Annotated in this window: 17 protein-coding genes and 1 pseudogene; 10 read left to right on the top strand and 8 right to left on the bottom strand. The window is 35.3% G+C overall.

What is annotated here, in order from left to right:
• Nucleotides 1-46: 46 nt before the first annotated feature.
• A pseudogene (locus tag LA754_RS02920) lies at nt 47-1,513 on the bottom strand (peptide MFS transporter).
• A gap of 98 nt (nt 1,514-1,611) precedes the next feature.
• The gene (gene tnpA / locus LA754_RS02915; protein ID WP_006279552.1) at nt 1,612-2,049 is read right to left on the bottom strand and encodes an IS200/IS605 family transposase; all 438 of its coding nucleotides are present in this window, start codon (nt 2,047-2,049) and stop codon (nt 1,612-1,614) included.
• 232 nt (nt 2,050-2,281) lie between these two features.
• Between tnpA and LA754_RS02910 the strand changes: the two genes are divergently transcribed.
• Entirely contained in the window at nt 2,282-5,650 is a 3,369-nt protein-coding gene (locus LA754_RS02910) for a class I tRNA ligase family protein (protein WP_457923715.1), read from the top strand.
• Nucleotides 5,651-5,704: 54 nt separating this feature from the next.
• Complete coding sequence (locus tag LA754_RS02905) at nt 5,705-8,452, top strand: hypothetical protein (RefSeq protein WP_457923714.1); 2,748 nt, start codon at nt 5,705-5,707, stop codon at nt 8,450-8,452.
• Here LA754_RS02905 and pheT read toward each other — a convergent pair.
• Nucleotides 8,443-10,782, bottom strand: a complete 2,340-nt coding sequence (gene pheT / locus LA754_RS02900) for a phenylalanine--tRNA ligase subunit beta (protein ID WP_077190135.1) — start codon at nt 10,780-10,782, stop codon at nt 8,443-8,445. The genes LA754_RS02905 and pheT overlap by 10 nt on opposite strands.
• Nucleotides 10,783-10,902: 120 nt before the next feature.
• Complete coding sequence (locus LA754_RS02895; protein ID WP_006279257.1) at nt 10,903-11,190, bottom strand: hypothetical protein; 288 nt, start codon at nt 11,188-11,190, stop codon at nt 10,903-10,905.
• A 229-nt stretch (nt 11,191-11,419) separates the two neighbouring features.
• Here LA754_RS02895 and LA754_RS02890 point away from each other — a divergent pair, with 229 nt between their 5' ends.
• Genes LA754_RS02890 through LA754_RS02865 form a run of 6 tightly spaced genes read left to right on the top strand, consistent with a single transcriptional unit; the run spans nt 11,420 to nt 16,022 of the window.
• The gene (locus tag LA754_RS02890) at nt 11,420-12,145 is read left to right on the top strand and encodes a F0F1 ATP synthase subunit A (RefSeq protein WP_006279256.1); all 726 of its coding nucleotides are present in this window, start codon (nt 11,420-11,422) and stop codon (nt 12,143-12,145) included.
• A 58-nt stretch (nt 12,146-12,203) separates the two neighbouring features.
• Nucleotides 12,204-12,431 (top strand): F0F1 ATP synthase subunit C, encoded by a 228-nt coding sequence (locus LA754_RS02885; protein WP_006014985.1) that lies wholly within the window; start codon nt 12,204-12,206, stop codon nt 12,429-12,431.
• Between the two features lie 3 nt (nt 12,432-12,434).
• Nucleotides 12,435-12,914 carry a F0F1 ATP synthase subunit B family protein gene (locus LA754_RS02880; protein ID WP_077188072.1) on the top strand — a complete coding sequence of 160 codons (480 nt, stop codon included), beginning with the start codon at nt 12,435-12,437 and terminating at the stop codon, nt 12,912-12,914.
• Between the two features lie 8 nt (nt 12,915-12,922).
• Nucleotides 12,923-13,399 carry a F0F1 ATP synthase subunit B family protein gene (locus tag LA754_RS02875; RefSeq protein WP_077188071.1) on the top strand — a complete coding sequence of 159 codons (477 nt, stop codon included), beginning with the start codon at nt 12,923-12,925 and terminating at the stop codon, nt 13,397-13,399.
• 14 nt (nt 13,400-13,413) lie between these two features.
• Nucleotides 13,414-15,012 carry a glycosyltransferase family 2 protein gene (locus LA754_RS02870; protein WP_006279479.1) on the top strand — a complete coding sequence of 533 codons (1,599 nt, stop codon included), beginning with the start codon at nt 13,414-13,416 and terminating at the stop codon, nt 15,010-15,012.
• Complete coding sequence (locus LA754_RS02865) at nt 14,994-16,022, top strand: COX15/CtaA family protein (protein WP_006279478.1); 1,029 nt, start codon at nt 14,994-14,996, stop codon at nt 16,020-16,022. Before LA754_RS02870 ends, LA754_RS02865 begins: the two co-directional genes overlap by 19 nt.
• On the opposite strand, the gene LA754_RS02860 is transcribed toward LA754_RS02865, so the two are convergent.
• A complete protein-coding gene (locus LA754_RS02860) occupies nt 15,971-18,046 on the bottom strand; it encodes an acetyl-CoA carboxylase biotin carboxylase subunit (protein ID WP_006279477.1) in 2,076 nt (691 codons plus the stop codon). The two genes, LA754_RS02865 and LA754_RS02860, sit on opposite strands and share 52 nt — an antisense overlap.
• Before the next feature lie 61 nt (nt 18,047-18,107).
• Complete coding sequence (locus tag LA754_RS02855) at nt 18,108-18,770, bottom strand: aankyrin (RefSeq protein WP_077190134.1); 663 nt, start codon at nt 18,768-18,770, stop codon at nt 18,108-18,110.
• 149 nt (nt 18,771-18,919) lie between these two features.
• On the opposite strand from LA754_RS02855, the gene gltX reads away from it, so the two are divergent.
• Entirely contained in the window at nt 18,920-20,272 is a 1,353-nt protein-coding gene (gltX, locus tag LA754_RS02850) for a glutamate--tRNA ligase (RefSeq protein ID WP_077188067.1), read from the top strand.
• A gap of 334 nt (nt 20,273-20,606) precedes the next feature.
• On the opposite strand, the gene LA754_RS02845 is transcribed toward gltX, so the two are convergent.
• The gene (locus tag LA754_RS02845) at nt 20,607-20,744 is read right to left on the bottom strand and encodes a hypothetical protein (RefSeq protein WP_186811184.1); all 138 of its coding nucleotides are present in this window, start codon (nt 20,742-20,744) and stop codon (nt 20,607-20,609) included.
• 176 nt (nt 20,745-20,920) lie between these two features.
• Between LA754_RS02845 and sdhA the strand changes: the two genes are divergently transcribed.
• The gene (gene sdhA, locus LA754_RS02840) at nt 20,921-22,726 is read left to right on the top strand and encodes a succinate dehydrogenase flavoprotein subunit (RefSeq protein WP_006279700.1); all 1,806 of its coding nucleotides are present in this window, start codon (nt 20,921-20,923) and stop codon (nt 22,724-22,726) included.
• Here the strand turns inward: sdhA and LA754_RS02835 are convergent.
• A complete protein-coding gene (locus LA754_RS02835) occupies nt 22,698-25,061 on the bottom strand; it encodes an ankyrin repeat domain-containing protein (protein WP_077190133.1) in 2,364 nt (787 codons plus the stop codon). The two genes, sdhA and LA754_RS02835, sit on opposite strands and share 29 nt — an antisense overlap.
• Nucleotides 25,062-25,249: the final 188 nt, after the last annotated feature.

The following is a 25,249-nucleotide window of genomic DNA, read 5'->3' as shown; positions in this document are numbered from 1 at the left end:
TCTGCTGAACGGGTACCTTAAACCTACAAATTTGAGCTTACCTATATCAATTTTTTGTACAAGATGAGTTAGTAACAACTTTATGTATAAAATTGAAGAAGAATAAAAATACAATAACGAGCATTAAATTAAATATTCCCACCTTTAAAAAACCCTCTTTATATATTTCTAAAGATTCTAAATAATTTATTTTACCGTTTACTGAAGGAACTGACATAAATTTTGATATTGCAACTCCGGCTAGGTTAGAAAATGCTAACGACATCGTTGTTATACCCATTACTACTCCTTTAAAATTTGGGGGAGCTAGTGCAGTTGATTGTTCTAAAACTAAGGGAGCAATGCATAATTCTCCCAGTCCCATAAAGGAGATAGCAATTATTAAATATAAGTATTCTACTTTACCTTCGCTGTTAGAGTTTAAACATCCTATGTACAGTGTGAAAAAACACATAGCCATTGTCAGAAGGCCAAGGGTAAACATGGAAGTTGCATATTTTTGCTTAAACTTCATGTATGTTCCAAAAAGAAAGCCAAGTATTATAATTGATAAAGGATTTATGGCTTGAGAAACTGAAGCTGGAATTGTTATACCTAATACATTGTTAATAACGTTTCTTTCGGTGAATAAGTTAACCAAAGAGCCAAGCTGCATTTCTAAAGCAAAAAAACACAAGAAAAATACCACAAGAATAGATAATGCCACTAATTTTCGTCTTTGTTCTGCTGATAATTTAGATATTATATAAATAAATATGCCTAGAGCTGTTATTCCAACAAATATGAGCATATTAGTAAAAAATTCACTATGTATAAGCATTTTAGCAATTATTGATGATTACAGAAAGCTTCCTATCAATACTATACCAAAGATTTTAATCCCTAATATGCGCTTATTCATAAGCTCTGGATAAGGAGAAAGGCCGCTATCTCCTAAAAGACTCTGAAATTTGAGAAAAAAGATTAGCCCTATAGACATCCCAATGCCAGCTAAACCAAAGCCGTAGTGCCAACCAAATAAGTGGGCTACATAACCACATGAAATAGAAGCCAATATTGCTCCAAGGTTTATACCTACATAAAATAAAGTAAAGCCTCTGCTACGTTCAGGATCGTCTTTGCCATAGCATGAACCAAGTAAGTTAGTTACGTTTCCTTTAAACATACCAGTACCTACGGCTATTAGAGATAAACCTAAATATAATAAACCTGGTTCAAACTCAACCAATGACATGCAGGCATGACCTGCTATCATCACTATCCCTCCAAGCAATACCATGTTGCGGAATCCCATCAACTTATCAGCTAAAAAACCTCCAAGTATTGGTATAGCATAACCTGTTGCAGCAAATAATGAGTAAATAGTAAAGGCCCTCTCATCAGTGAAACCTAAGTGAGAAGTCAAAAATAGGACCAAAAGTGCCCTCATTCCATAGTAAGAGAAACGTTCCCACATTTCAACAAAGCACAACATTTTTAAAAATTGTGGAAACTTATCTGTCTTCTGATCCATAAAATACCCCTAAAGCTTGGGTTAATGTTAACTCAACCACTATCGGCTGAGAGCCGAAAGGTTGGATATAGCGCTGGAAGCGCGATGAGAAGCTAAAGCTACTCCAATCTTATACTAGATATAGAATGAGGCTGATGTGCATCTGTATGTTTATTGATGTACTCATTAATGACTTCATCTGTGATATGTCCGCTGGTAGCACTAAAGTATCCTCTTCCCCAAAAACGCTTTCCCCAGTACATTTTATTTAGCTCTGGAAATTCTTGTTGAACTTTGCGTGAAGACCTGCCTTTGGCTCTTTGAACAAAATCACTCACAGCTATATGAGGAGGTATTACTACGAATAAATGTAAATGATCTGATGATATTACTCCGTTTTCTATCTTAATCCCCATTTCTTCAGATACTTCTGCTATGATTGTTCGTATTCTCTCCTTCATAGCCTTAGTTAATACTCTGTACCGATATTTTGTAATCCAGACTATATGGTACCTATGATAAAATACAGTGTGTTTTCCTTTGTCATATTCCGTCATAACTATACTTTATAAAGTACAGTTATGACATTGACAAACTAAAGTTTCTCCACCTAGAAGGTGGAGGCTTGTACCATCTTATGGAAAGTAAAACAATAAAAACTGCAAGTAAAACTTAAAAAAAGGTATTGGAAACTCGGCAGAATAGTTTGTTGGGGTGTGAGCTACGGAAATATTTTTGAATTTGTAATTTTTCAGAAAGCCCTATATTCTTTAGTTTTACATAGCGAACATGAAGTCAAAGCATTATCCTGATACAGTAAGTAGTCCTGATTTTTCGTCGTTAGAAAAGGAAATCATAAAATTTTGGCAGGAAAACAAAGTTTTTGAGCGGTCAGTTGAAGAACGTTCCAAGGATAATTGTTTTGTCTTTTACGATGGGCCTCCGTTTGCAAATGGACTTCCGCATTATGGACATTTACTCACTGGTTTCATCAAAGACGCATTTGCAAGATATCAAACTATGCTTCAAAAAAGGGTTGAACGTAGATTTGGCTGGGATTGCCATGGATTGCCGGCTGAGATGGGTGCAGAAAAAGAACTTGGAATATCTGGTAGAACTGAGATAGAGAAGTTTGGTATAGATAAATTTAACGATCATTGCCGTACTTCTGTGATGAAATTTTCATCAGAGTGGGAAAAATATGTCAATAGACAAGCAAGATGGGTAGATTTTCACAATGACTATAAGACCATGGATAAATCATTCATGGAGTCGGTCATGTGGGCATTCAAGCAGCTTTATGATAAGGGTCTAGTGTATGAATCAGTGCGCGTTGTTCCATATAGCTGGGCGTGCGAAACTCCATTGTCTAATTTTGAAACAAGACTAGATAACGCGTATAGAGAAAAGACTAGCAAAGCTGTAACTGTTGCATTTGAGCTTTTAGAAAACCCACAGCAGTTTAAAAGTGTTAAACGAAAGTGTAAATTACTTGCTTGGACTACAACTCCCTGGACGTTGCCGAGCAACTTGGCTTTAGCAATAGGAAAAGATATTAAGTATTGTGCAGTGTCAGTCCACCCTTTGATGTCATTCCAGCGCGTGACGCTGGAATCTATTTCTGGATCCCAGTGTCGAAGCACTGGGATGACAGGGGAGGGGGCTACTGGGATGACAGGGGATAATGCAAAAGATCTAGTTAACGATGAAGTTTACATCTTCGCTGAAAGTTATTTAGGGAAATTTGTCAGCCACTGTGAACAAAGCAATATTCCATATGAAAACTGCAATATAAAATTTAAAGCAGATGATCTTGTAGATCTTTCCTATAAGCCGCTGTTTGATTACTTTAAAGATACAAAGAATGCATTCCGTGTTTTTGTTGCTGATTATGTTACAGGAGAAGATGGTACTGGCGTTGTACACACTGCTCCTGGATTTGGTGAGGAAGATTTTTACCTTTGCCAAAGTCATGATATTCCAGTTATTTGTCCAATTGATAACAGTGGAAAATTTACTGCTGAAATTTCAGATTTGGCAGGGGTTCATGTTTTTGATACCAATGATATAGTAATAAAAAAATTAAAAGAGCAAGGGAATTGGTTTAAAACTGAACAATATATTCACAATTATCCACACTGCTGGAGAACTGACACTCCTTTGATCTATCGCACTATGCCTTCTTGGTATGTTGCTGTTACAAAATTCAAAAGCAGAATGGTAGAGCTAAATAAGAGAGTTAATTGGATACCAAACCACATTAGAGATGGTCAATTTGGAAAATGGCTTGAAGGGGCACACGACTGGTCAATTTCACGCAATCGATTCTGGGGTACGCCAATCCCTGTATGGAAATCAGATGATGCGAGATATCCAAGAGTAGATGTATATGGTTCAATAGAAGAACTGGAGAGAGATTTTAATGTTAAAATAGACGACTTGCACAGACCATTTATCGATACTTTAACAAGACCAAATCCTGATGATCCAACAGGAAAATCAGTTATGCGCCGTGTACCTGACGTGTTTGACTGCTGGTTTGAATCTGGCTCGATGCCATTTGCGCAAATCCACTATCCGTTTGAAAATAAGGAGTGGTTTGAATCTGCGGATTTTATCACTGAATACATAGCGCAAACCAGGGGGTGGTTTTATACGCTCTTTGTATTGTCCACTGCTTTGTTTGATAGGGAACCATTTAAGAACTGCATATGCCACGGTGTTGTTTTGGATGTAAAAGGGCAAAAGTTGTCCAAACGTTTGAATAACTATGCAGATCCAATGGAGGTTTTTGATAGATATGGTTCTGATGCACTGCGTTTTCTTATGCTTTCTGGATCTATTGTTTGTGGTGGTAATTTGCTGCTTGATAAAGAGGGAAACTCAATACGAGATGTTCTGAAAAACGTAATAAAACCTATTTGGAACAGTTATCACTTTTTTACTATGTATGCAAATGCAGATGGAATTAAAGCTGAAGTTTGTAAGGATTATCAAAGTACTATTGATCACTACATGATTTCCAAATGTTTTGAAGCTATAGAAAGTATCCAAGCTTCTATGAATAGCTATAACTCGCAAGAGGCTTGCAAAATTTTAATGAACTTTTTTGAAGTGCTAAATAATTGGTATATTCGTCGCAGTCGCGAGCGTTTTTGGAAAAGTGATTTGGATCAGGATAAAACTGATGCTTATAATGTTCTATATACGGTTTTTTATTACATACTAAGAGCTGCAGCTCCTTTGTTGCCACTTATAACAGAGAATATATGGCAAGGGCTTAAGTATGAAGAAACATCTGTTCATTTGGCTAATTTTCCACAATTAGAGAAGTTTGATAGTCAGCTCATTGCCAAGATGGATCTAGTGAGAGAGGTGTGCAACTCTGCACTTTCGATCAGAAACACTTTTAATATACGTATCAGACAGCCGCTTGGCAGTATGATCATTTATCATCAGTCTTCCTGTAGTTTTCTTGAAGGTGAACCGCTTTCTGTCATCCCAGAGTTCTCTCCTGTTATCCAAGTAGCTGACACTGGGATCCAGTGTGCTGCAGATTCAAATGAGTACCAGGAGATGATAAAAGATGAGGTAAATGTAAAAAAGCTAGAGTTAGTAAACAGGCTCGAAGGTATTGCATCACTAGAGTTAAAATTAAATTTTCCTGTGCTTGGAAGAAGAGTTCCAGATAAAATTAAGAAACTAGTTCAATATGTCAAAGAGGGGAAATGGTGGCAAGTTGAAAATGAGCAAATATTCCTCGGAGATGAAACAGAGAACTATACTATAAAAAAAGGCGAATATGAACTATTGTTAAAAGCAAACAGTGAATTTTCCTCCGTGTTTGATAATAACAGAGGAATTGTGATTCTGAACACCACTTTAAATGATGAATTAATTCTAGAGGGGCTTGCAAGAGATGTCGTGAGACTTATTCAGGAAACTAGGAAACAAGCTGATTTTCATATATCTGATCGAATTAAGGTGATCATAAAAACAAAAGATGAGAAAATTAGGAAAGCGACAAGTAAATGGAGTGAATACATAAAAGAGCAGACTCTTTCCTTATCTTTAGAAATTAATACAGAAATTGGAACTAACTTTTATTCTAAGGAATATCAGGATTTAAGTGTTGGTATTAAGTTAGATTGTCAGTAGTTGAAAATCGTCAGTGTTTGTGCTATACTTAAGGTAATTGGATAAGGTTATGGTATGAATGCTGTTGTAGATTGTAAGAAAGTTGTTGACTTAAATAACAATAGTGATGATTTAGGTGAAGTAGAATCTATTTCCAATGTTACTTTGGAAGAGGAAGAGTCTTTTGATGCTATGGAAGCTGTTTCTAATGTAGAAGAAGGGAATGATTTAGGTCTTGCTACTTCAGAAGAGGAAGAAGAATTTTTTGATGTTGTGGAAGAACAAGAGCCGTTAGCTAATTTTGACGTTCCACTCAGTATATTTCATTATAAAGATTATAACTCTGATTTTTTTACTTCTTGGTATAATATATCAAGTAGAATATTTAAAGAGGTAAATCGAGCTTGCCCGAAGAAGAAAGTATTAAATTTAGCTCTATCAGTTTTAATGTTTCCTTATATAGTTTTCACTGCGTTAGGATTAGCCGTATATAATAAATTAAAAACAAATGATAAGACACAAATCAGTTCAGAGGAGAATAAAACAAAAAAAAGTGAAGTAAGTGAAAGTACAGCAAAAAGACTGGCATATGGTGTTCTTGCTGCAATAGTGATTCTTGTTAATATAGCTATGCTTGCAGCATTACTTATTCCTGCAACAATTGCTTTGGCTACTTTTTATCTTTTAAATAGAGATTTATCTCACTCTTTAGTTACTGCTCTTAAAATAAGTATGGGGCGGTATTCTAATAAGCATCAAAATATTGAGGTGTCTTTTCATGAAAAGGAAGTTACTGGACCAAATATTGCGTGGGATATGGAAATAGAATTTCCACCGCAATTTAAACGATTGCTTAGAGATTTGTATGAAAATGAAAATAACAAGTGGTTTGATGTGACGCGGGATTCAGAGCATAGCATCGTACTGAAATTGTCAACTAACATCAATTTAAAAAATGGTCTTAAGCCCTTACGCAATGAAATCAAGGATGTGCTTGCAACTTCTATTCAAGAATTTGCGAAGACTATGGAAGAACTGATAAAGCTAGAAAAGAAAGAGATTACATATGATAAATTGAAGGAATTGTTGGACGAATTCAGGTTAAAAGTGGTAAGTAGCATAGATTTTAAGTTGACAACTCACTTAATATACAACGCCTATCAAGTTGCCTTTATACAAGCAGTTAGGTTTCAGCTGGATAGACGGAAAGAAGGTTTTTCACTGGAAGATGAGATAAAAAATTCTTTAGTGAGACAGGAATTAGAGAGTCGAGGTAAGGAATTACCAGGTGAGAAAGAAGTGATAATAAGAGATCTGAAAAAAGCAGGAGCAAAAGTACCGGATGTTTTAGATGATAGTGAGCTTCCTATATTTAAAGCAGAATGGAAGCGGCTTAAAGAAGAAGGGAAGATAGCTAAGAGAACAATTATTGATGTTTATAAATATATACATAGTAGAGAAACAGAGACAGCTCTAGGTAATGCTAAAGAAGAGATTAATCTTTTAAAAAAAGAAGGACAAAAAAGATATATTAGGATACATGAAAAATTGAAAGAAATATATGGAGATGTAAAAAAGAATAATTTAGCAGGTGATGTTTTAAGAAGAAGGTTAGAAGGTCTTTTTAAGTTCGAGTATGATGACCAAGAAGTTGAGCAAAGGCTAGTAAAATCAGTAATGAAAAAAGCCAAGGGTGAGTTAGGCCTATTAGGCATGCTCAGCTTAATAGACCAGTTTCGAGATTTAGAAAAGGAGATAAAAGGTTCTTTGAGTGAGAATTTAAAAGAAGCTTCAGATAAAGTAAATGCTTTTGTAGCAAAGATATATTTAGAAATAACGAAATGCAAAAAACAAAATGTACTCAAAGGCCAAGCAAAGGGTATAGAGGATTCATGTAAGCTGTTAGAGGAAAAGGAGCCGGATTTAGTACAGAGGATTAATGCGCACCGAGCGGAAATTGCAGAATGCTTAGAGCAACCTACATCGTTAAGGAAAGTAATAGAAGAAAATGAGGATTTAAACAAATATTTAGAAGGTGAGCGAAATAGGAAAGGAGAACAGCATCCAAGTACAAAATTAATAGAGAAGCATTTGAAAAATAACCAAGAAATTCTCAAAGCATTAAAACAGTTAGAATTAGAAGAAAAAGGATTGTTGATAAATGAAGAAACAAAAAATGATTACATAGAAGAACTAGAATCTCGCGAAAAAATAAAGTTTGCAATAATAGAGGATGATTTACTGAAGGAGTTCGAGCGTGAAACTTTTAACGAAGAAGCAGTTAAGAAGTTGTTAGAGGAAGCGGAACTTGAATACTATTTGGCAGAAAAATGCATAAAAAGTCCTGTGATAAAAACAAAAAATAATATCAAGCACTTTTATCAAGGTTTATTGTCTCCTTTGATAGATAATTTGACAAAAGATATAATAAATAATATACCAGGAGATAGTGAAGGTTGTATACAGAAAGTTAAGAACTGGAGTAAAGTTATGTTTGGTGCAATAAAGATTGGAGCATCAAATGTTTATAAAGAGACTACAGAGAGAAAAGCGTTAAATGTGGCACATAATACTTGTAAAGAAGGAGAGACATTTCTTCAATGTTTTCAGTCAAATTATGAAGGTATTGGAGCCTTTTTAGGTGATTTATTTTCTGATGGTGGGGTAACATTTAAAAATGATGTGTGGCCTAAAATAGAAGAGCATTTGCATGGAATGTGGGATAGATTTTTCAAGGATATTGAACTCAATATTGGAAATAAATTGGATGAAGTAAGTGTGACACAGCAACGGCAGGAAACTATGATTGTGACTCAACGATAAGTTCTCAAAGTTCCTTCGGTATTTTCACATACTAAATTAACTATAGCACTTGATTCTTTTTGGATCTCTTTTTCAGTTAAAGTGTGAGTTGGAGAGCAGAAAGTAACTGACAATGCTATAGACATCTTATTCGATTCTATATTATTTCCATGGTATACGTCAAATACTAAAACTTCTGTGATGAGCTCTGAGCTTTTTTTTACCACATTGATTATGTTACCTACTTTCACATCCTTATTTACAATAAATGCAAAATCACGTTTTACACTTTGGTATTTATAATCGATAAATTTCTTTCTACTTACAGGTAAATTTTCAATATTTTCTAATATCACCTCAAAACCTACAACTTTTTGCTTGATATCAAAAAGATCTAATATATTAGGATGCAACTCTCCAAAATAACCTGCTACTTTATTCTTAAAAGAGAGAGTGCCTGACTTTCCTGGGTGATAATGTTCTTTTTCTGCTCTCTCTATCGTTAAATTATCACAATTGACGTTAAAAAACTCCAAAGCTGCTATGCAATCAGCCTTTGCGTCAAAAACATCTACTTTTCTATCAGTATTATAATGGTTTCGCGGTAAATTATTTCCTGTTCTTATCCCACTTAAAACATGTTTAGACCGAGCTTCACCATCGTAAATCGGCCCAATTTCGAAGATTGCAAGATCAGATATTCCATGGGCAATATTATCAGCAGTAACTTGCAATAAATTTGGCATAATACTTGGTCTCATTATATTAAAGCTATTGTTAAACGGATTATCGATGATAAATAACTTATTCGAGTAACCAAATTTTTCAGCTGTTGATTCACTCATAAACGACCAGGTTAGCACTTCATGAAACCCTCTGTTTGTCATCAAAATACGCAAATTGTCGTATGTACTATCTACTTCTTCAACATTATTTGGTAGTGGTTCTTCTTTTATTTTGTCATAGCCGTATATCCTTGTTACTTCTTCGATTAGGTCAGCAGGTATTGTCACGTCCGGTCTCCAGCTTGGTATTTGTACATTCCAATTGCCTTCGGTTTTTTTATCAATACTAAACCCTAGTTTCGTTAAGATATCAAGCACCTCATCAGGCGATACAGACACACTTCCAAACTTGTTCACATCCTGATAATCAAAGCTCACCTTGGTGTCAGCACTATCTAAACTGCCAGCAGACACTACGCTTGAGGTTTCTCCACCACATAAGTCCAGAATCATTTTAGCTGCAAGGTTGAGTCCATCAAAAGTAAATCCAGGATCAACTGAACGTGCAAATCTGTAACTAGCGTCTGTGGAGATGCCGAGCTGCCTTGAAGATTTAGTAATAGAGATGGGATCGAACCAAGCAGACTCTAAAAAGATATCAGTAGTTTCAAGAGTACATTCACTGCACTTACCACCTATAATTCCAGCAATTCCATGAATATTTTTATCACCTGCAATAACGCTTATGTCTTTGTTTAATAAGTATTCTTTACCGTTCAAACCAGCAAATTTTTCTCCGTCGTTTGCTTTGCGTACTGTGAGCTCTCCTTCTATTTTTTTTGCATCATACGCGTGCATTGGGCGGCTGAAAGATATCATAATATAGTTCGTGATATCAACTATTGCAGAAATGGAGCGCATTCCTATCGATTCCAGCCTATCTTTTAACCATTTTGGGCTTTCTTGATTTTTTACATTGGCGATGTATATTCCACTAATAAAACTTTCCCCGTCAGTAACTTCAACATCGATTGGTGAATTTATGGAGCTGGTAAGTTGTGGAATGCTTAAAGTCTTTAATGTCCCAATTCCAGTTGCAGCAAGGTCGGGAGCTATTCTATAAATGCCTAAGCAATCTCCACGGTTTGGAGTAACATTTATATCAATTACAGGGTCACAATTGAAAAATTTATCCCCTACTTTATAATCATCGGAAAGCTCGATTATTCCTTCACTTTCCTCTTGAACCAGCGCAAGTTCAGAAGCAGAGCAGAGCATCCCTTCACTTAGCATTCCTCGTATTTTTGTGGACTTAATTGTGAGATCACTTTCTGGCAACGTGCTACCAAGAGATGCAAGTACAGTTTTCATACCTTCTCTAACATTGTTTGCTCCACAGACTATTTGTAGAATTTTACTTCCATCATTTACTTTACATAATTTTAATTTATCAGCATTTGGATGAGGTACGACTTCTAATACCTCTGCAACAATAAACCCAGTCAATCTGGAATTATCGATCACATCTTCTACTTCTAACCCTATGTGAGTTAATTTATCGGTAATTTCTTCTAAACTAGCATTGGTTTCTAAGTGTTCTAATAACCAAGATAATGTGAATTTCATGGACCTAAAAAGAAGTGAAAAAGTTATTGTAATGTAAAATGTAGTGATTTTAAAGCTTATTGTAGTGGAATGAAAAGTGACTTCTGTATCACAAGCAATGATGCAGAAGTTTTTGTAACTTTATATCTTCTTGTAAAGAGAATTTATCTTCTTTATATCACCTTTTAAATCTATCTTCGTAAAGGATTTAAGATTCATATTGTGGGTATCTGCATGGAAGCTATGAATGTAGCCATCTATAGTTAAGTCTCCTATCATATTATGGCTTTCATCTAGTATTTCGCTTCCTATTTGATAATGGCCAGTATATTCGTTAAAGGAACCATCTGTCAATTTGATGTATCCGTTACCAAATTCCTGCTCTAAATTTAAAGGATGATTAGCGTTAATAAAATCTATTTCGTTCATTATATACCTCACTAAAAATTAAATTATAATTAAAATAAGATGTTAAGTTAAATAATTTAATAAGATTAGTAAATTTTAAAATACAGAGCTGACTGTAATTAACACTCTAATTACATATTTTGTTAATGTATCAATGTTATAATAACACAGAGCCTTATCTTAACCCTTGACTTTGTCCTATAAAATTCATACTTTATTTACTGTTATAGTTCAAGTACATAGGGTCAAAATGGCGTTAAATCCGCTAGAGCAATTTAAAGTATATACAATAATAGAGTTACCTAGGTTATTTGGGTATGACGTAAGCTTTACCAATTCATCTTTTTTCACGATGATTTCGGTGATATTGATGATACTCTTTTTGCTTTTTGGAATAAAGAAGGGGTCAGTAATACCAGGATATTTGCAAGCTGCAGTTGAGTATGTATATGATTTTGTTATTTCAATAATAGAAAATAACACTGGAAGCAAAGGCTTGCAGCACATTCCATTGATATTCACAGTATTTATTTTCATTTTATCGTGTAATTTAGTTGGTGTTCTTCCTTATAGTTTCACGGTCACAAGTCATGTGATAGTCACCTTCGCTTTATCGATGGTGGTTTTTATTTATATAACGATTGTTGGATTTAAAGAAAGGGGAGTAGAATTTTTACGCATATTGCTACCAAAAGGAACTCCTTCGTGGCTTGCACCTATAATAATTATTATTAAGTTGTTTGCTTATTTAGTAAGGCCGGTTAGCCTATCAATAAGGCTTGCAGCAAATATGATTGCTGGTCATACAATCATCAAAGTGATAGCAGGGTTTATTGTAAATATGAACATATTTTTCACTCCTGCGCTGTTTTTGTTCATAATTGCATTGATAGGATTTGAAGTATTTGTTGCAATTTTACAAGCTTATATATTTACTATATTAACATGTGTATATTTGTCAGATGCAGTAAAGTAATTGACTTCCTTGTAGAATATTTTACAATTATATTATAAAGAAAAATTAAAGGTAATATATGGATTTAGTAGCTTTAAAGTTTATAGCAATTGGTTTAGCTGTGTTTGGAATGCTCGGTGCTGGTTTAGGTATAGCTAATATCTTTTCTGCTATGTTAAATGGGATTGCGAGAAACCCTGAATCAGAAGGTAAAATGAAAAGTTATGTTTATATTGGTGCTGCCATGGTTGAAATCATGGGATTGCTTGCGTTTGTACTTGCAATGTTATTAATATTTGCTGCTTAACAGATGCCACAGCTTGATGTTTCAACCTTCTTTTCTCAAGTTTTTTGGTTTTTAATTTTTTTCTCTTCACTTTTTTTCGTGGTAAGTTGTTTATTTTTACCAAAGTTAGATAAAATAATAAGCACTAGAAGTAAAGAAGTATTGGGTTCTTTTAATAGTTCTGTTCATCTTTTAAGACTCACGGAAGAGCAGATTGCCAAGTATAATGCCGCTTTAAACCAAGCTAGAATACAGGCAAAAAAAATCATAGATGATGCACTTGCTCAGGTAGAAGAAATGAGAGCTAATGTTAAGAATATATTAGAAGAGGAAGACAAAAAAAAGAGCAAGCTTATTGAAAAAAAAGTGGCAGAATTTAAATCTGAATATACTGATCAGTTAAAACAAATGGCTACTAGTATTGCTTTAATTTATTATACTAAATTGACTAATTCTGAAATTGAAGAGGAATTTATTGCTGACTTGGTGTCCAAAGAATTTTAGGGGTTTTTATGTCTACATCACTGATTATCGGTCTTGCCTTCTTGGTAAGTTTTGTCCTTTCGTATAAATTGCTAAAGAAAGTGATAAAAAATGCGCTTAACAATAAGCGTAACAAAAGCAAATTTTCAAGTGAAGAAACTGAAAAATTCAGGAAAGATATGTTGGAGTATTACAAAAAATCTTCTAAAAAATACAAAGAATTAGATGCAGAAGTTAATAAAATGATGAATGAAGCACTTGATAAAGCTAATAGTATCATTAAGCACAATAGACAGCAGCTAGATCAGACATTAGATGACAATGCCCATTCTAACTTGAAGAAAGTCACTGACCAAGTTGAAAAAGCTCTTGGGGATTTACAGACTAACACAGTGAATATAGCTGCTGATGCTGTAAAAAAAATAATGCATGAACGTAAAGATGATAAGCGTAGTAGCGAGGTCATATCTTCATTTTCACGTGACTTAAATAAAAAATTGCATTAGGTTCAATGCAACAATTGCCTATACTTCAAGCTGATAATGTAGAAAAAATTAAGTTTGATTCTAGTTTGTGCAAAGAGCCAGAGAAACTTTTTTACTATAAATTTAATATAATTCCTTGGCAAAAATTAAATAATACTACTTTTTTTATGGTTGAAGACACAAGCCGAGATATCAACCGTTGGGTCGAAGCTCATTACGGTATTGACTATGTATTAATAAAAGTGGATAGCGAACAGATTTTAAATCTTCTTAACTCGCACTTTGGTATTTCAGAATTTGCAAGCAACTACTTATATTACAAGAATCCTAATTTTTCAGCTAAAAGCATTAAACTAAGCTCAATATTTTTTGCTTCTTTCTTTATTGTAACTTCAATTTTAACACTAACAGAGAAATATACATATTTTGCTTTGATGTTGATATTTATAATCGGATGTTCTAGTTATTTATTCAAGTTTATAGCTACAGTTTTTAGCTTGTGTGAAACCTCCAACCAAAAAGTGGATTATAGTAAGCTGAATGAAGAAGATTTTCCTATATATACTATTTTATTGCCTGCTTTTAAAGAAAGTGCAGTGATAGAGCAATTGATCGAAAGCATTGAAAGTTTGGATTATCCAAAATCAAAATTAGATGTGAAGCTTCAGGTAGAAAGTGATGACCAAGAAACGCTAGCAGCTATAGAAAAGTACACTTTACCGCAGTATTTTGAAGTAATAAAAGTGCCTCATTCTTTGCCTAGAACAAAAGCCAAGTCATGCAATTATGCTATGAGCTTTGCTAGAGGAAAGTATGCAGTAATATATGATGCGGACGATAAACCAGACCCATTGCAGTTAAAAAAAGTACTGATTGAATTTAATAAGGACGACGATAAGCTTGCCTGTGTACAGGCGAAATTAAATTACTACAATTGTGATTATAATTTTCTCACAAAATTCTTTTCTCTGGAGTATATGAACTGGTTTCAATACTTATTGCCTGGATTCCAAAAAATGAACATGCCGATGCCTTTGGGTGGTAGCAGTAATCATTTTTCAGTAAAAATTCTAAAAAAAGTGTTTTTCTGGGATGCTTACAGTGTTACCGAAGATGCTGACCTCGGTTTGAGACTTGCGCAAATGGGATATAAAACCAGGATGATTGACTCAGAAACATTGGAAGAGTCACCAATTGTTGTATTTGCTTGGATTAAGCAAAGAGCGCGCTGGATCAAAGGCTATATGCAAACTTATATTGTTCATTTAAAAAATATAAAGTCACTTTATAAACACACTGGATTTAAGGGAATTTTGCTATTGAATCTTTTTGTTGGCTCTGCAGCTTTTATATTTTTTACTACTCCATTTTTACTGCTTTCATTGATATTAACTAAAGTTTTAAATGAATTATTTTTGTACTACTTTGTAGTGGTATACGTTACTAACCTGATTCTTTTGGTAATAGCTGTCAAACAGCAAAAGATGCCTTTTTATTTTTATATAGTATCGATATTTTTTCCGGTCTATAGTCTGCTACATAGTGTTGCAGCTTTTCTTGCCTTATGGGAATTTATTCTTTACCCTGAGCGATGGAACAAAACTCAGCATGGTTTATGGAAGCAAAACCTGTAGCTATTTGGCTTTTTCTCTGCTCGATCATGGTAATTCTCATGGTAGGGATTGGTGGATTTACCAGACTTTCAAAAGCAGGATTGTCAATCACAGAGTGGAAACCAATTACTGGAACATTACCACCACTGAGTGAACAAGACTGGCTACAAGAAAAATTAAAATACGAAGCTACACCTGAATATAAAGCACTTAACTATGGTATTAGTATGGAGGAGTTTCGCGCTATATACTTAATAGAATATGTACACAGATTGGTTGCAAGACTAACAGGTTTAGTTTTTGTCCTGCCATTTATATATTTCATATTAAGAAGAAAAATATCTAAAAAGGTAGTAATAAAGCTATGTGTGGCATTATTATTTGGAGCTTTACAAGCTTTTGCTGGTTGGTATATGGTAAAAAGCGGCTTGGTAGCCAAGCCTCATGTTAGCCACTATAGGCTCGCACTTCACTTATTATTAGCATTAGTTATCTTTGCATTATTGTCATATCAATTTTTTGATTATCAGATAAGGCCACAACAAACAAAACTTAAGGTTAGTGGTAACACTATATACTACGCAAGGATGATTTTGGTCCTAATTGTAATACAAATAATTTTCGGTGCATTTGTTGCAGGATTAAATGCTGGTTTGATTTACAATACCTTTCCACTAATGGACGGACAAATCGTTCCAGAAGATTTATTTTTCTTACAGCCTATATGGCTGAATATCTTTGAGAACAGAGCGACAGTGCAATTTATACATCGAGCACTGGCATTGCTAATACTAACTTTGGTAGTAATACTCACAATAAAAAATGCTAGCATAAAACCGGTATATATTATGCTGCTCTCCGTCGTCATTCAGATCATTTTAGGTGTAATTACTCTATTATTGCACATACCGATAGCCATTGCCATAGCTCATCAAGTGTTTTCATTTATCTTGTTTGGGTCAAGTTTATACTTCTTGTGTTATTTAAGGAAGCAGACTACATCACCAATCTGCACATTTTTTCCTTCTTGAACGGGAATATTTTTTATCACCATTGCTGCTTCAGCACATATGATATTTTCCATTTTCATTGCCTCCACCACAAATAAAGGTTGTCCTATTTCCACCTGATCTCCTACATTTACGTGCAATTTAACTAATAAACCAGATATTGGGGATTTTACAGCATCTGCTGAAATCCCTTCTGTTTCATTATTTAGCATTAACTTACTTAATTCAGCTACATGAGGTTTTAATATACAACACTCAGCTTTCATACCTGCATGTCTTATGAAGTACTTGCTGCCTTGTCTTTCTATTTTAAGTGCTATATTGGTATCGTCATTAATTGTGATATATAGCAATCTATAACTTGATTTCCACTTGCCTATAACGGAGTATTTATTGTGATTATATACCGTTATTAATATATTATCTTGGTATTTTGCATTTACGGAGTACTCATTGTCATTTATATTCACTATGAATAAATCTCTTGCACGGTCACCTGCCATCCGAGTAGCTGATACTGGTGCCCCTTCTTTTTTACTAGATTCCAGTGTCACGCACTGGAATGACACCTGAGATGTTTCATTCACTGCTTTATGATGGTACCTTTCTTCATTTTCCAAATGAACATATAACGCAGTGAAAATAAATATTTTAATATACTCCTCTGTAACAAAATCGCCGTGAAACCCACTAGGGTAATGATCTGGAATGAATCTCGTATGGAGCTTTGCTGCGATAAAATTTGGGTGATGGAAGATGGATTCTAGAAATTCTATATTATTTGTTACTCCTTCTATATAGCATTCAGACAATGCTTTTTGCATTCTGCTGATCGCTTCTACTCTATCTTTTCCATATGTTATCACTTTGGCAATCATCGAATCATAGAACATGCTAATTTCTGAACCTGCAGCAACTCCATCATCTATTCTTACATAATCATTTTCACCCGGTTTATCGTAATATTTTATTCTTCCGCTGGAAGGGAAAAATTTCTTCGATGGGTCTTCAGCGCAAATTCTACTTTCTATTGCAGAACCAGTAAGTTTAATATCATCCTGATTGAATCTCAATTTCTCTCCACAGGAAGTTCTAATCATTTCTTCTACTATGTCTATTCCAGTTATAAATTCTGTTACTGGATGCTCAACTTGCAATCTCGTATTTACCTCAAGAAAATAGAAGTTTTGGTCTTTATCTACAACAAACTCAACAGTGCCTGCTGAAAAATAGCCAACTTGCTTTGCCAGAGAAACACATTGAACATACATTTTTTGTCTTACTTCTTCACTAATGAATGGACTTGGCGTTTCTTCTATTATTTTCTGATTATTCCTTTGTATCGAGCATTCTCTTTCTCCAAGACAAACTATATTGCCATATTTATCTGCTATGATTTGTATTTCAATATGTCTTGGCAACTCTATATATTTCTCTATAAAGATACTGCCATCCTTAAAACTTTTCTCTGCTTCATTTGTGGCTGATGTAAATGCTAGTTCAATTTCTTTTTTGGAGTTTACAATTCGCATTCCTTTGCCACCACCGCCTGATGCAGCTTTAAGCATAACGGGAAAACCGATCTCTTTAGCAACTTGAGCTGCGTGGGCAACATCGCTGATCTTACCCATATATCCTGGCACTACATTCACTCCAGCTTTTTTTGCAGCTTCTTTTGCTGTTATTTTGTTGGCTGTAACTTCTATTGTTTCTGCACTGGGGCCGATGAAGTCTATATTATGTTTTTGAAGAGCACGTGGAAAATCTGGATTTTCTGCTAAAAAACCATAGCCAGGATGAACCGCCTCAGCACCTGTTTCAACTGCTACTTCACATATTTTTTCAATGTTTAAGTAACTGAGGCAAGATGGCGAAGGGCCGATATATCTTGACTCATCTGCTTGTCTTACATGCACAGAATTTACATCTGCATCCGAATATATGCATACACAAGATATATCCATCCTACGAGCAGTTCTGATAATCCTGCAGGCAATCTCTCCTCTGTTTGCTATTAAAATCTTACTGTACTTCTTTTCCGTCATCGTATGAGTATACTTTCTTAAGTTGAGAAAGTAAATTATTGCCTGCAAGTAATTTTTAGCTTCATGCTACAGCTAAATCACTATTTAAAAGTTGCATAACATCAGGATCTGTCACTATAGTACTTTCATCATACAAGCCGTATATTCCGTTACATGCCTTAAACAACAAACATGTAGATCCTCCAGAAGCTATTGTAGCTACTGAAGCTAGTGCAAGAGATTGAGAAACCAAAAATAAAAAGTACAAGGATAAACATAAGGCAGCAATACACGCTATAGCTCCTATTATGTATAAGCACGAATGAAATTTGCTATTACATATAAAACCGCCCTTTATACCTGCAATTTGCTTAGCTTCTTCCCGTTCTGCAGCATTTAAAAAATAAAGAGGAGCTACCGCTACTCTCCCATGAAGAATGCAGCTTTTATCACAGAGTGCTTCTTTAATATATCTCTTATTATCCTTAAGTTTCTCTTTTAATCTTTCTGATTCTTTCCAATTTTTAGCTTCTTCTGCTTTTTTAACCTTACTCTTAGTACCTTCTTCCAAATTTCTCACAATCTCTTTGAGTGCAGGTAGCAGAATTTCTTGACTTGCTGCTATATGAAATGGGTTCTCATTTTCATCAAGCCTATGCTTAGCTGCATAAGCAACATTCTCTGTGCAAATTCTGACAAATTCATCTTTATTTCTTGCTTTTGCAACTTCAAATAAGTCAGCCATAACATACCTCGCTATATTTAACCAACACTAAATTATACAACATAACTTACGAAAAACAAGTAGATTTTATCTCTCAGAATAAATAAATTCTAAATTGTTACAAACATAAATTTTAGCTATCATCATTTATATTACTGTAATAGACAAATATGCCAGACGTAGTCACTAGATTCGCTCCATCACCCACAGGGTTTTTGCATATTGGAGGGGCCCGCACTGCGTTATTTAATTGGCTCTATGCAAAGCATCATGGTGGCAAGTTTTTGCTGAGAATTGAAGACACCGACAGAAAACGTTCAACGCAAGAAGCAATTGATGCAATTATAGAAGGACTAAGATGGCTAGGTATGAGCTATGATGGGGAAATAGTATATCAGTCAAAAAGAATAGAGCGGCATAAAGAAGTAGCAAACCTTTTAGTTGAGAAGGGTAGGGCGTATCACTGTTATTGCCCTGAGACAGAAAGGAAAATAAAAGCGAGAGAAGAAGGAAAAATATATAAGCACAAATGTATTAGTGTGACATCAAACGTAAAGCCTGTTGTCCGCTTTAAAGTGCCAGACTCGCAAGAGATCGTCATTGATGATAAAATATACGGCCAAATCAAAGTAAGTAGCGAGCAGCTTGATGATATAGTGATCTTACGCTCTGATAACACTCCAACATATATTTTTGCCGTAGTAGTTGACGATCATGATGCTGGAATAACTGATATAATACGTGGCTCTGACCATCTCACTAATACCTTTAAACATCTGCTAATATACCAGGCTCTTGATTTTGACATTCCACGCTTTGCACATGTGCCGCTTATCCATGGGGAAGATGGGAATAAGCTATCCAAAAGGCATGGTGCCACAAGCGTTTGCGATTATGAAAAGATGGGAATATTGCCAAAAGCGATGCGTAATTACTTGCTGAGACTTGGCTGGAGTCACGGCAACGATGAGATTATTAGCGATGAGCAAGCAATAGAGTGGTTTAATTTAGAAAGTATTGGTCGTTCACCTGCACGGCTCGATTTCAAAAAACTGGAGCATTTGAATAACCACTATATTAGTAATATGAGCAATGAAGATATTCTGACTCTAATGCTTAGAGAAAATACTCTAACTGACAAAAAAAAGGGCTATTTACTGCAGGGACTGACAGAGCTAAAAAAAAGAGCAAACTACCTGACCGAATTATTGGATTTAGCAAAATTTTATATTCAAGATCCGCCACTTGATTTAAGTGAAGAAGCTTGTCAAATTGTCAAATCTAACCTCAATATAATTAAGTTACTCGCATCATTTCTGTCAAAGATCGGTGATGAAAATTGGAATAAGGGTTTTTTATCTTCTCAGATCAAGGAATGTGCAAAATTGCACGATATGAAAATAAGCGATGTATACCACTCATTACGCGCCCCTATAACTGGAGTAATGGATGCACCTGGAATCATTGATATCATGGTGATTCTTGGTAAAGATGAGTGTATAAGAAGGTTACAAGCAATTTAAATGAAATAAGAAAATTACTTGACATCCTTCGCCAGCCCCCTTATCATGAAACTGAAGCTATTTATTTATCTTCGCAATCTGCAGATTAAAACGACAAAGGGAACTTTGTATTTGGCGTAAATCATGCTTAATTTTTTGCACTATGTGCACCTCATGTCTTTATAAAACTTCTGGGTTTCTGCCTATACAAGCCGAAACGCGCTTATAAAGCGTTTAAGACATCAAAAGACGTCAAATAGAACAAGGGAGAATTTGAATACTAGCTACCCTAGGTTTTCTTTGCCTTTTTTTTATTTGGTAAATTTCTTAAATATTTATAGCTAAACGACAATCGTCATCCCGCTGCTTGTGAGCGGGATCTAGAGATACCGCGAATGAATCGCGGTATGACGGCTAAGTAGGGTGTCATCCCAGTGCTTGACACTGGGATGACATCATAGGGGCACTGGGATGACACCCTGACAACCGTCATCCCGCTACGTGTTAGTGGCTGAGATACTGCGGCGGTATGACGTAGGACTGCTGTCACCCCGATACGTGTTAGCGGGATCTATTATGAAATACCGCAGCGATATAGCTACAGAAAACTTGTATAGATTTTTTCTACTTCTGTGATATCATAAGCCTGTAATGATAAAATAAGTAAATATGGATAAGTCAGCGTATGAGATCATAGAACATGAGTATGATGTGGTAGTAGTAGGTGCAGGTGGAGCAGGGCTCAGAGCAACGCTTGGGATGGCTGCAACTAATTTTTCAGTTGCCTGCATTTCTAAAATTTTCCCTACACGAAGTCATACAGTTGCAGCACAAGGCGGAATTAGTGCAGCTTTAGGTAATATCGGTGAAGACGATTGGCGCTGGCATGCATATGACACAATAAAAGGTTCAGACTGGCTTGGTGATCAAGATGCAATAGAATATATGTGTAAAAACGCTGCTAAAGCTGTTATTGAACTTGAAAATTTTGGCGTACCTTTTTCTCGTACAGAAGATGGCAAAATATACCAGCGTTCCTTTGGTGGAATGACAACTCACTTTGGTAAAGGAAAATCAGCTCAACGCACTTGTGCGGCGGCAGATAAAACTGGGCACGCAATCCTTCACACTCTATATCAGCAGTGTCTTAAATTCAACGCTGAATTTTTTGTTGAATACTTTGTGATTGATTTAATTATGGATAGCGAAACCGGAGCATGCTGCGGAGTTCTTGCTTGGTCGCTATGCGACGGCACATTACATAGATTTTGTGCGCATAGAGTGGTGTTAGCAACAGGTGGATATGGACGTGTTTATTTCTCTGCAACAAGTGCGCATACCTGCACAGGTGATGGTAATGGCATGGTAGTAAGGGCTGGATTACCACTTGAAGATATGGAATTTGTACAATTTCATCCAACAGGAATATATGGCTCAGGGTGCCTGATGACAGAAGGATGCCGTGGTGAAGGGGGGTACCTCGTTAATTCTCAGGGCGAGAAGTTTATGGAACGTTACGCACCAAAAGCAAGAGATTTAGCTTCCCGTGATGTGGTAAGTCGCGCAATAACAATTGAAATTAGAGAGGGAAGGGGAGTTGGACCGAAAAAAGATTACATGTATTTAACTATAGCGCATCTTGATCCGGAAGTAATAAAACTCAGATTGCCGGGCATCAGCGAAACCGCAAGAACTTTTGCTGGAGTTGATGTCACTAAAGATCCAATACCGGTCATTCCGACTGTTCACTACAACATGGGTGGCATTCCAACCAATTATCATGGAGAAGTGATTACGCTGAAGCAAGGTAAGGAAGAAGTGGTAGATGGACTATTTGCAATTGGAGAAGCTGCGTGCGTCTCTGTGCACGGTGCAAATCGACTTGGTTCTAACTCGCTTCTTGATCTTGTGGTTTTTGGCAGAGCTGCAGCGCTCAGAGCAAGAGAGAAACTAAAATCCGGTACACCACATAAAAAATTGCATTCAGACTGCACAGACTGGATAGTAGATAGATTCAATAAAATGCGATTTGCTTCTGGTGGGCTAAAAGTAGCAAAAATACGCAGTGAAATGCAGAACACTATGCAAAAATACGCATCAGTTTTCCGTGTTGCTGAAGTTTTAGAAGAAGGCAAAAAAGCTATAAAAAAGGTAGCAAAAATGATGCCTGATATTTCACTTGAGGATCGCAGTATGATGTGGAATAGTGATTTAGTTGAAGCACTGGAGATTGCTAACATGATCCCACAAGCGGTTATTACCATGGAATGCGCAGCTAATCGCGAGGAAAGCAGAGGTGCCCATGCTCGTGAAGACTTTCCTGAACGTGATGACAAAAACTGGATGAAGCACACTATAGCGTGGCTTGAAGAAAAGAAAGGGCAAATTAACGTAAAAATTGATTATAAAAAAGTGGCTGAAAAAACTCTGAGCGGTGAGATTGATTTCATAGCGCCAGAGAAGAGGGTTTATTAGTCAGCCCATCTAGCTTATTCATGAATTGACGTAGTATTGATACATCGCTCATTTTAGTAGCTGGGTTTTCTGTATGCTCTGGTTGATTTGGTGACTCTTGTACTGCTTGATTTTTAGTCTCATTTCTTAAATTCTGTTGATCATTATTAACAAGGTTCTTCGAAGCTTGATTCTGCTCTGTTGTTGAATTAGAGCGGTTTTTGTCGTTAAATGTGTCCTGTGCTTTGTTGGTTGATTTTTCAAAAAGTTTCTTAATACCACTAAATCCTAAAGTTAAAGTAAGGCATATAACTCCAGCAACAGCTATGATAGGAATGGCTGCTCCAATTGCCATTTGACCCTGAAAGAAAGCAAATGTTACCATTGCAATAACAGTAATCGTTATCGTGATTGCTAACAGTTCGCGGGTCCTTTTTGCTGGATCTATGAATCCTGCTACAGCAGATACTCCTTTTTTTATACCAGAACCTGCTTCTTTAATGCCAGACTTGCATTTTTTTGAAGCAGTTTTACAGTGGTATTTTTCTTCAAGCTTCTCTTTTAGTTCTTTAGCTTTCTCCTGTGCTTTCTGTGGAGTCCCTGAATAATCTTTTAGATCTCGTAAAGTTAAATAGTACTTTTTAGTATGGAATTTTGGATCTTTCAGCTCCAGAGAACAGGGATCAGCGCCTATTTCTAGCAGCATTGTACAAAATTTTGTTGTATTGTCATAAGCAGTTGCTGTATCAAAAATTGTTCCTTGCGGTAGGTATTCGATACTTCTTTTTTCTGCTTTTTTCTTTAATGCCAATTCTAGGGGTGTGTTCCCTTCTCCATTCTTAGCATTTATAGCTTTACCTAATTTATCTTTAGATATTGTTCCATTTTTTACTAAACCTAAAATCAATTCCAAACATGTAACTTTTTGTTCTCCTTTGAATGAAGCAATATAGTGCAGAGCATTTTTTTCATCTTTATCTTGCACAGTAATATCTGCACCGTTTTTTAGCAATAGTTCTAGGGTTTCATACCTTTTAGTTTTTTCAAATTTTCTATCTGTACATGATCGATCCTCATTCTTTCCTTTTATATGCTGAAGCAGCTGATGAAGAGGTGTTAATCCTTCCCTGTTAGTAGTATTTACAGCATCATCTTTATTTGAAATCAACTCTAAACATGTAACTTTTTGTTCTCCTTTGAATGAAGCAATATAGTGCAGAGCATTTTTTCCATCTTTATCTTGCACAGTAATATCTGCACCATTTTGTAGAAATAACTCTAAGGCTTTATACCTATTTGTTTTTTCAAATTTTCTATCTGTACATGATCGATCCTCATTCTTTCCTTTTATATGCTGAAGCAGCTGATGAAGAGGTGTTAATCCTTCCCTGTTAGTAGTATTTACAGCATCATCTTTATTTGAAATCAACTCTAAACATGTAACTTTTTGTTCTCCTTTGAATGAAGCAATATAGTGCAGAGCATTTTTTCCATCTTTATCTTGCACAGTAATATCTGCACCATTTTGTAGAAATAACTCTAAGGCTTTATACCTATTTGTTTTTTCAAATTTTCTATCTGTACATGATCGATCCTCATTCTTTCCTTTTATATGCTGAAGCAGCTGATGAAGAGGTGTTTGTTCTTCCTGATTTTCACTATTAATGAGTTGTGCTAAATCTTCCTCGGTGACCGTTTTTATTAGGGTACCTAGAAACTTGCATTTCTGTTTCTTTTCCAATGGCACGATAAGGTGTAAAATATTATTTCCTTTTTCATCTTTTATGCCGTTAACATTCGTACAATCTTTTAGATATTTTTTAAATTTCCTGTTATTTCCATTTTTGATCGCTTTTAGTAATTGAACATTATTATTCGTTATCCCGTTTATTTTATGATCATCTTCAACATCACTGCCGTAGCCACTTTCTGCTTCACTATTCCTACGATCATTTTGGTTACAATATCTGCTATTACAAGTAATTTTAAAAATTACTTGCTTTACTCGCTCTTTTGTTTCATTTGGTATTTTTTTCGATCGTTCTATTACTTCATCTAGCACTGGAAGAAAGCATTGGACATAATACCTATAATATTTTTCTTGTTCTCTAAGTGATTCTTCTAATTTAGTTAATACTTCAGGGCTAGCACCTTCCTTGAATAACCTTTTACACTCCTTGAGAGCTCCATCTTGACCTCTTGGTTTTTCACGCTTGTGTTCTTCTTTTTTTACCTTTCTCTCTATAATGCCATACAATTGTTCGTCTTTTCTATCCCGCTCTTGCTTTTCATTTTTATCTATGTATTCATCTAATTTTTTTGCATTAGTAGTTAGTGCAGTTATATCTATACCCATACTAAAACCTCAATATTAAAAGCTATTTAAGTTGTCAGCACTAAACTAACAACCAAGAAGTTTGACTTTTAAATTGAGCTAAACGTTGTATATGTATAGGTGGAAAGGCAGAAAACTAGTTTCTATTAGAAAATCTGTTATCATAGTCAAATCCTCACTTGAACAGTTGCTACTATTTTAACCATTTA

This window comes from Wolbachia endosymbiont of Muscidifurax uniraptor (assembly GCF_054149795.1).
The sequence above is the reverse complement of the archived record's forward strand: the minus strand, read 5'-3'. Positions and strand labels throughout refer to the sequence as shown.

Excerpts from the sequence above, each read along its gene's own strand:
- LA754_RS02865 (WP_006279478.1), top strand. The coding sequence starts at position 14,994 with ATGGAAGCAAAACCTGTAGCTATTTGGCTTTTTCTCTGCTCGATCATG.
- tnpA (WP_006279552.1), bottom strand. The coding sequence starts at position 2,049 with ATGACGGAATATGACAAAGGAAAACACACTGTATTTTATCATAGGTAC.
- LA754_RS02860 (WP_006279477.1), bottom strand. The coding sequence starts at position 18,046 with ATGACGGAAAAGAAGTACAGTAAGATTTTAATAGCAAACAGAGGAGAG.
- gltX (WP_077188067.1), top strand. The coding sequence starts at position 18,920 with ATGCCAGACGTAGTCACTAGATTCGCTCCATCACCCACAGGGTTTTTG.
- LA754_RS02890 (WP_006279256.1), top strand. The coding sequence starts at position 11,420 with ATGGCGTTAAATCCGCTAGAGCAATTTAAAGTATATACAATAATAGAG.
- LA754_RS02885 (WP_006014985.1), top strand. The coding sequence starts at position 12,204 with ATGGATTTAGTAGCTTTAAAGTTTATAGCAATTGGTTTAGCTGTGTTT.
- LA754_RS02905 (WP_457923714.1), top strand. The coding sequence starts at position 5,705 with ATGAATGCTGTTGTAGATTGTAAGAAAGTTGTTGACTTAAATAACAAT.
- LA754_RS02875 (WP_077188071.1), top strand. The coding sequence starts at position 12,923 with ATGTCTACATCACTGATTATCGGTCTTGCCTTCTTGGTAAGTTTTGTC.
- LA754_RS02895 (WP_006279257.1), bottom strand. The coding sequence starts at position 11,190 with ATGAACGAAATAGATTTTATTAACGCTAATCATCCTTTAAATTTAGAG.
- LA754_RS02880 (WP_077188072.1), top strand. The coding sequence starts at position 12,435 with ATGCCACAGCTTGATGTTTCAACCTTCTTTTCTCAAGTTTTTTGGTTT.
- LA754_RS02845 (WP_186811184.1), bottom strand. The coding sequence starts at position 20,744 with ATGACGGTTGTCAGGGTGTCATCCCAGTGCCCCTATGATGTCATCCCA.
- LA754_RS02835 (WP_077190133.1), bottom strand. The coding sequence starts at position 25,061 with ATGGGTATAGATATAACTGCACTAACTACTAATGCAAAAAAATTAGAT.
- LA754_RS02855 (WP_077190134.1), bottom strand. The coding sequence starts at position 18,770 with ATGGCTGACTTATTTGAAGTTGCAAAAGCAAGAAATAAAGATGAATTT.
- sdhA (WP_006279700.1), top strand. The coding sequence starts at position 20,921 with ATGGATAAGTCAGCGTATGAGATCATAGAACATGAGTATGATGTGGTA.
- pheT (WP_077190135.1), bottom strand. The coding sequence starts at position 10,782 with ATGAAATTCACATTATCTTGGTTATTAGAACACTTAGAAACCAATGCT.
- LA754_RS02910 (WP_457923715.1), top strand. The coding sequence starts at position 2,282 with ATGAAGTCAAAGCATTATCCTGATACAGTAAGTAGTCCTGATTTTTCG.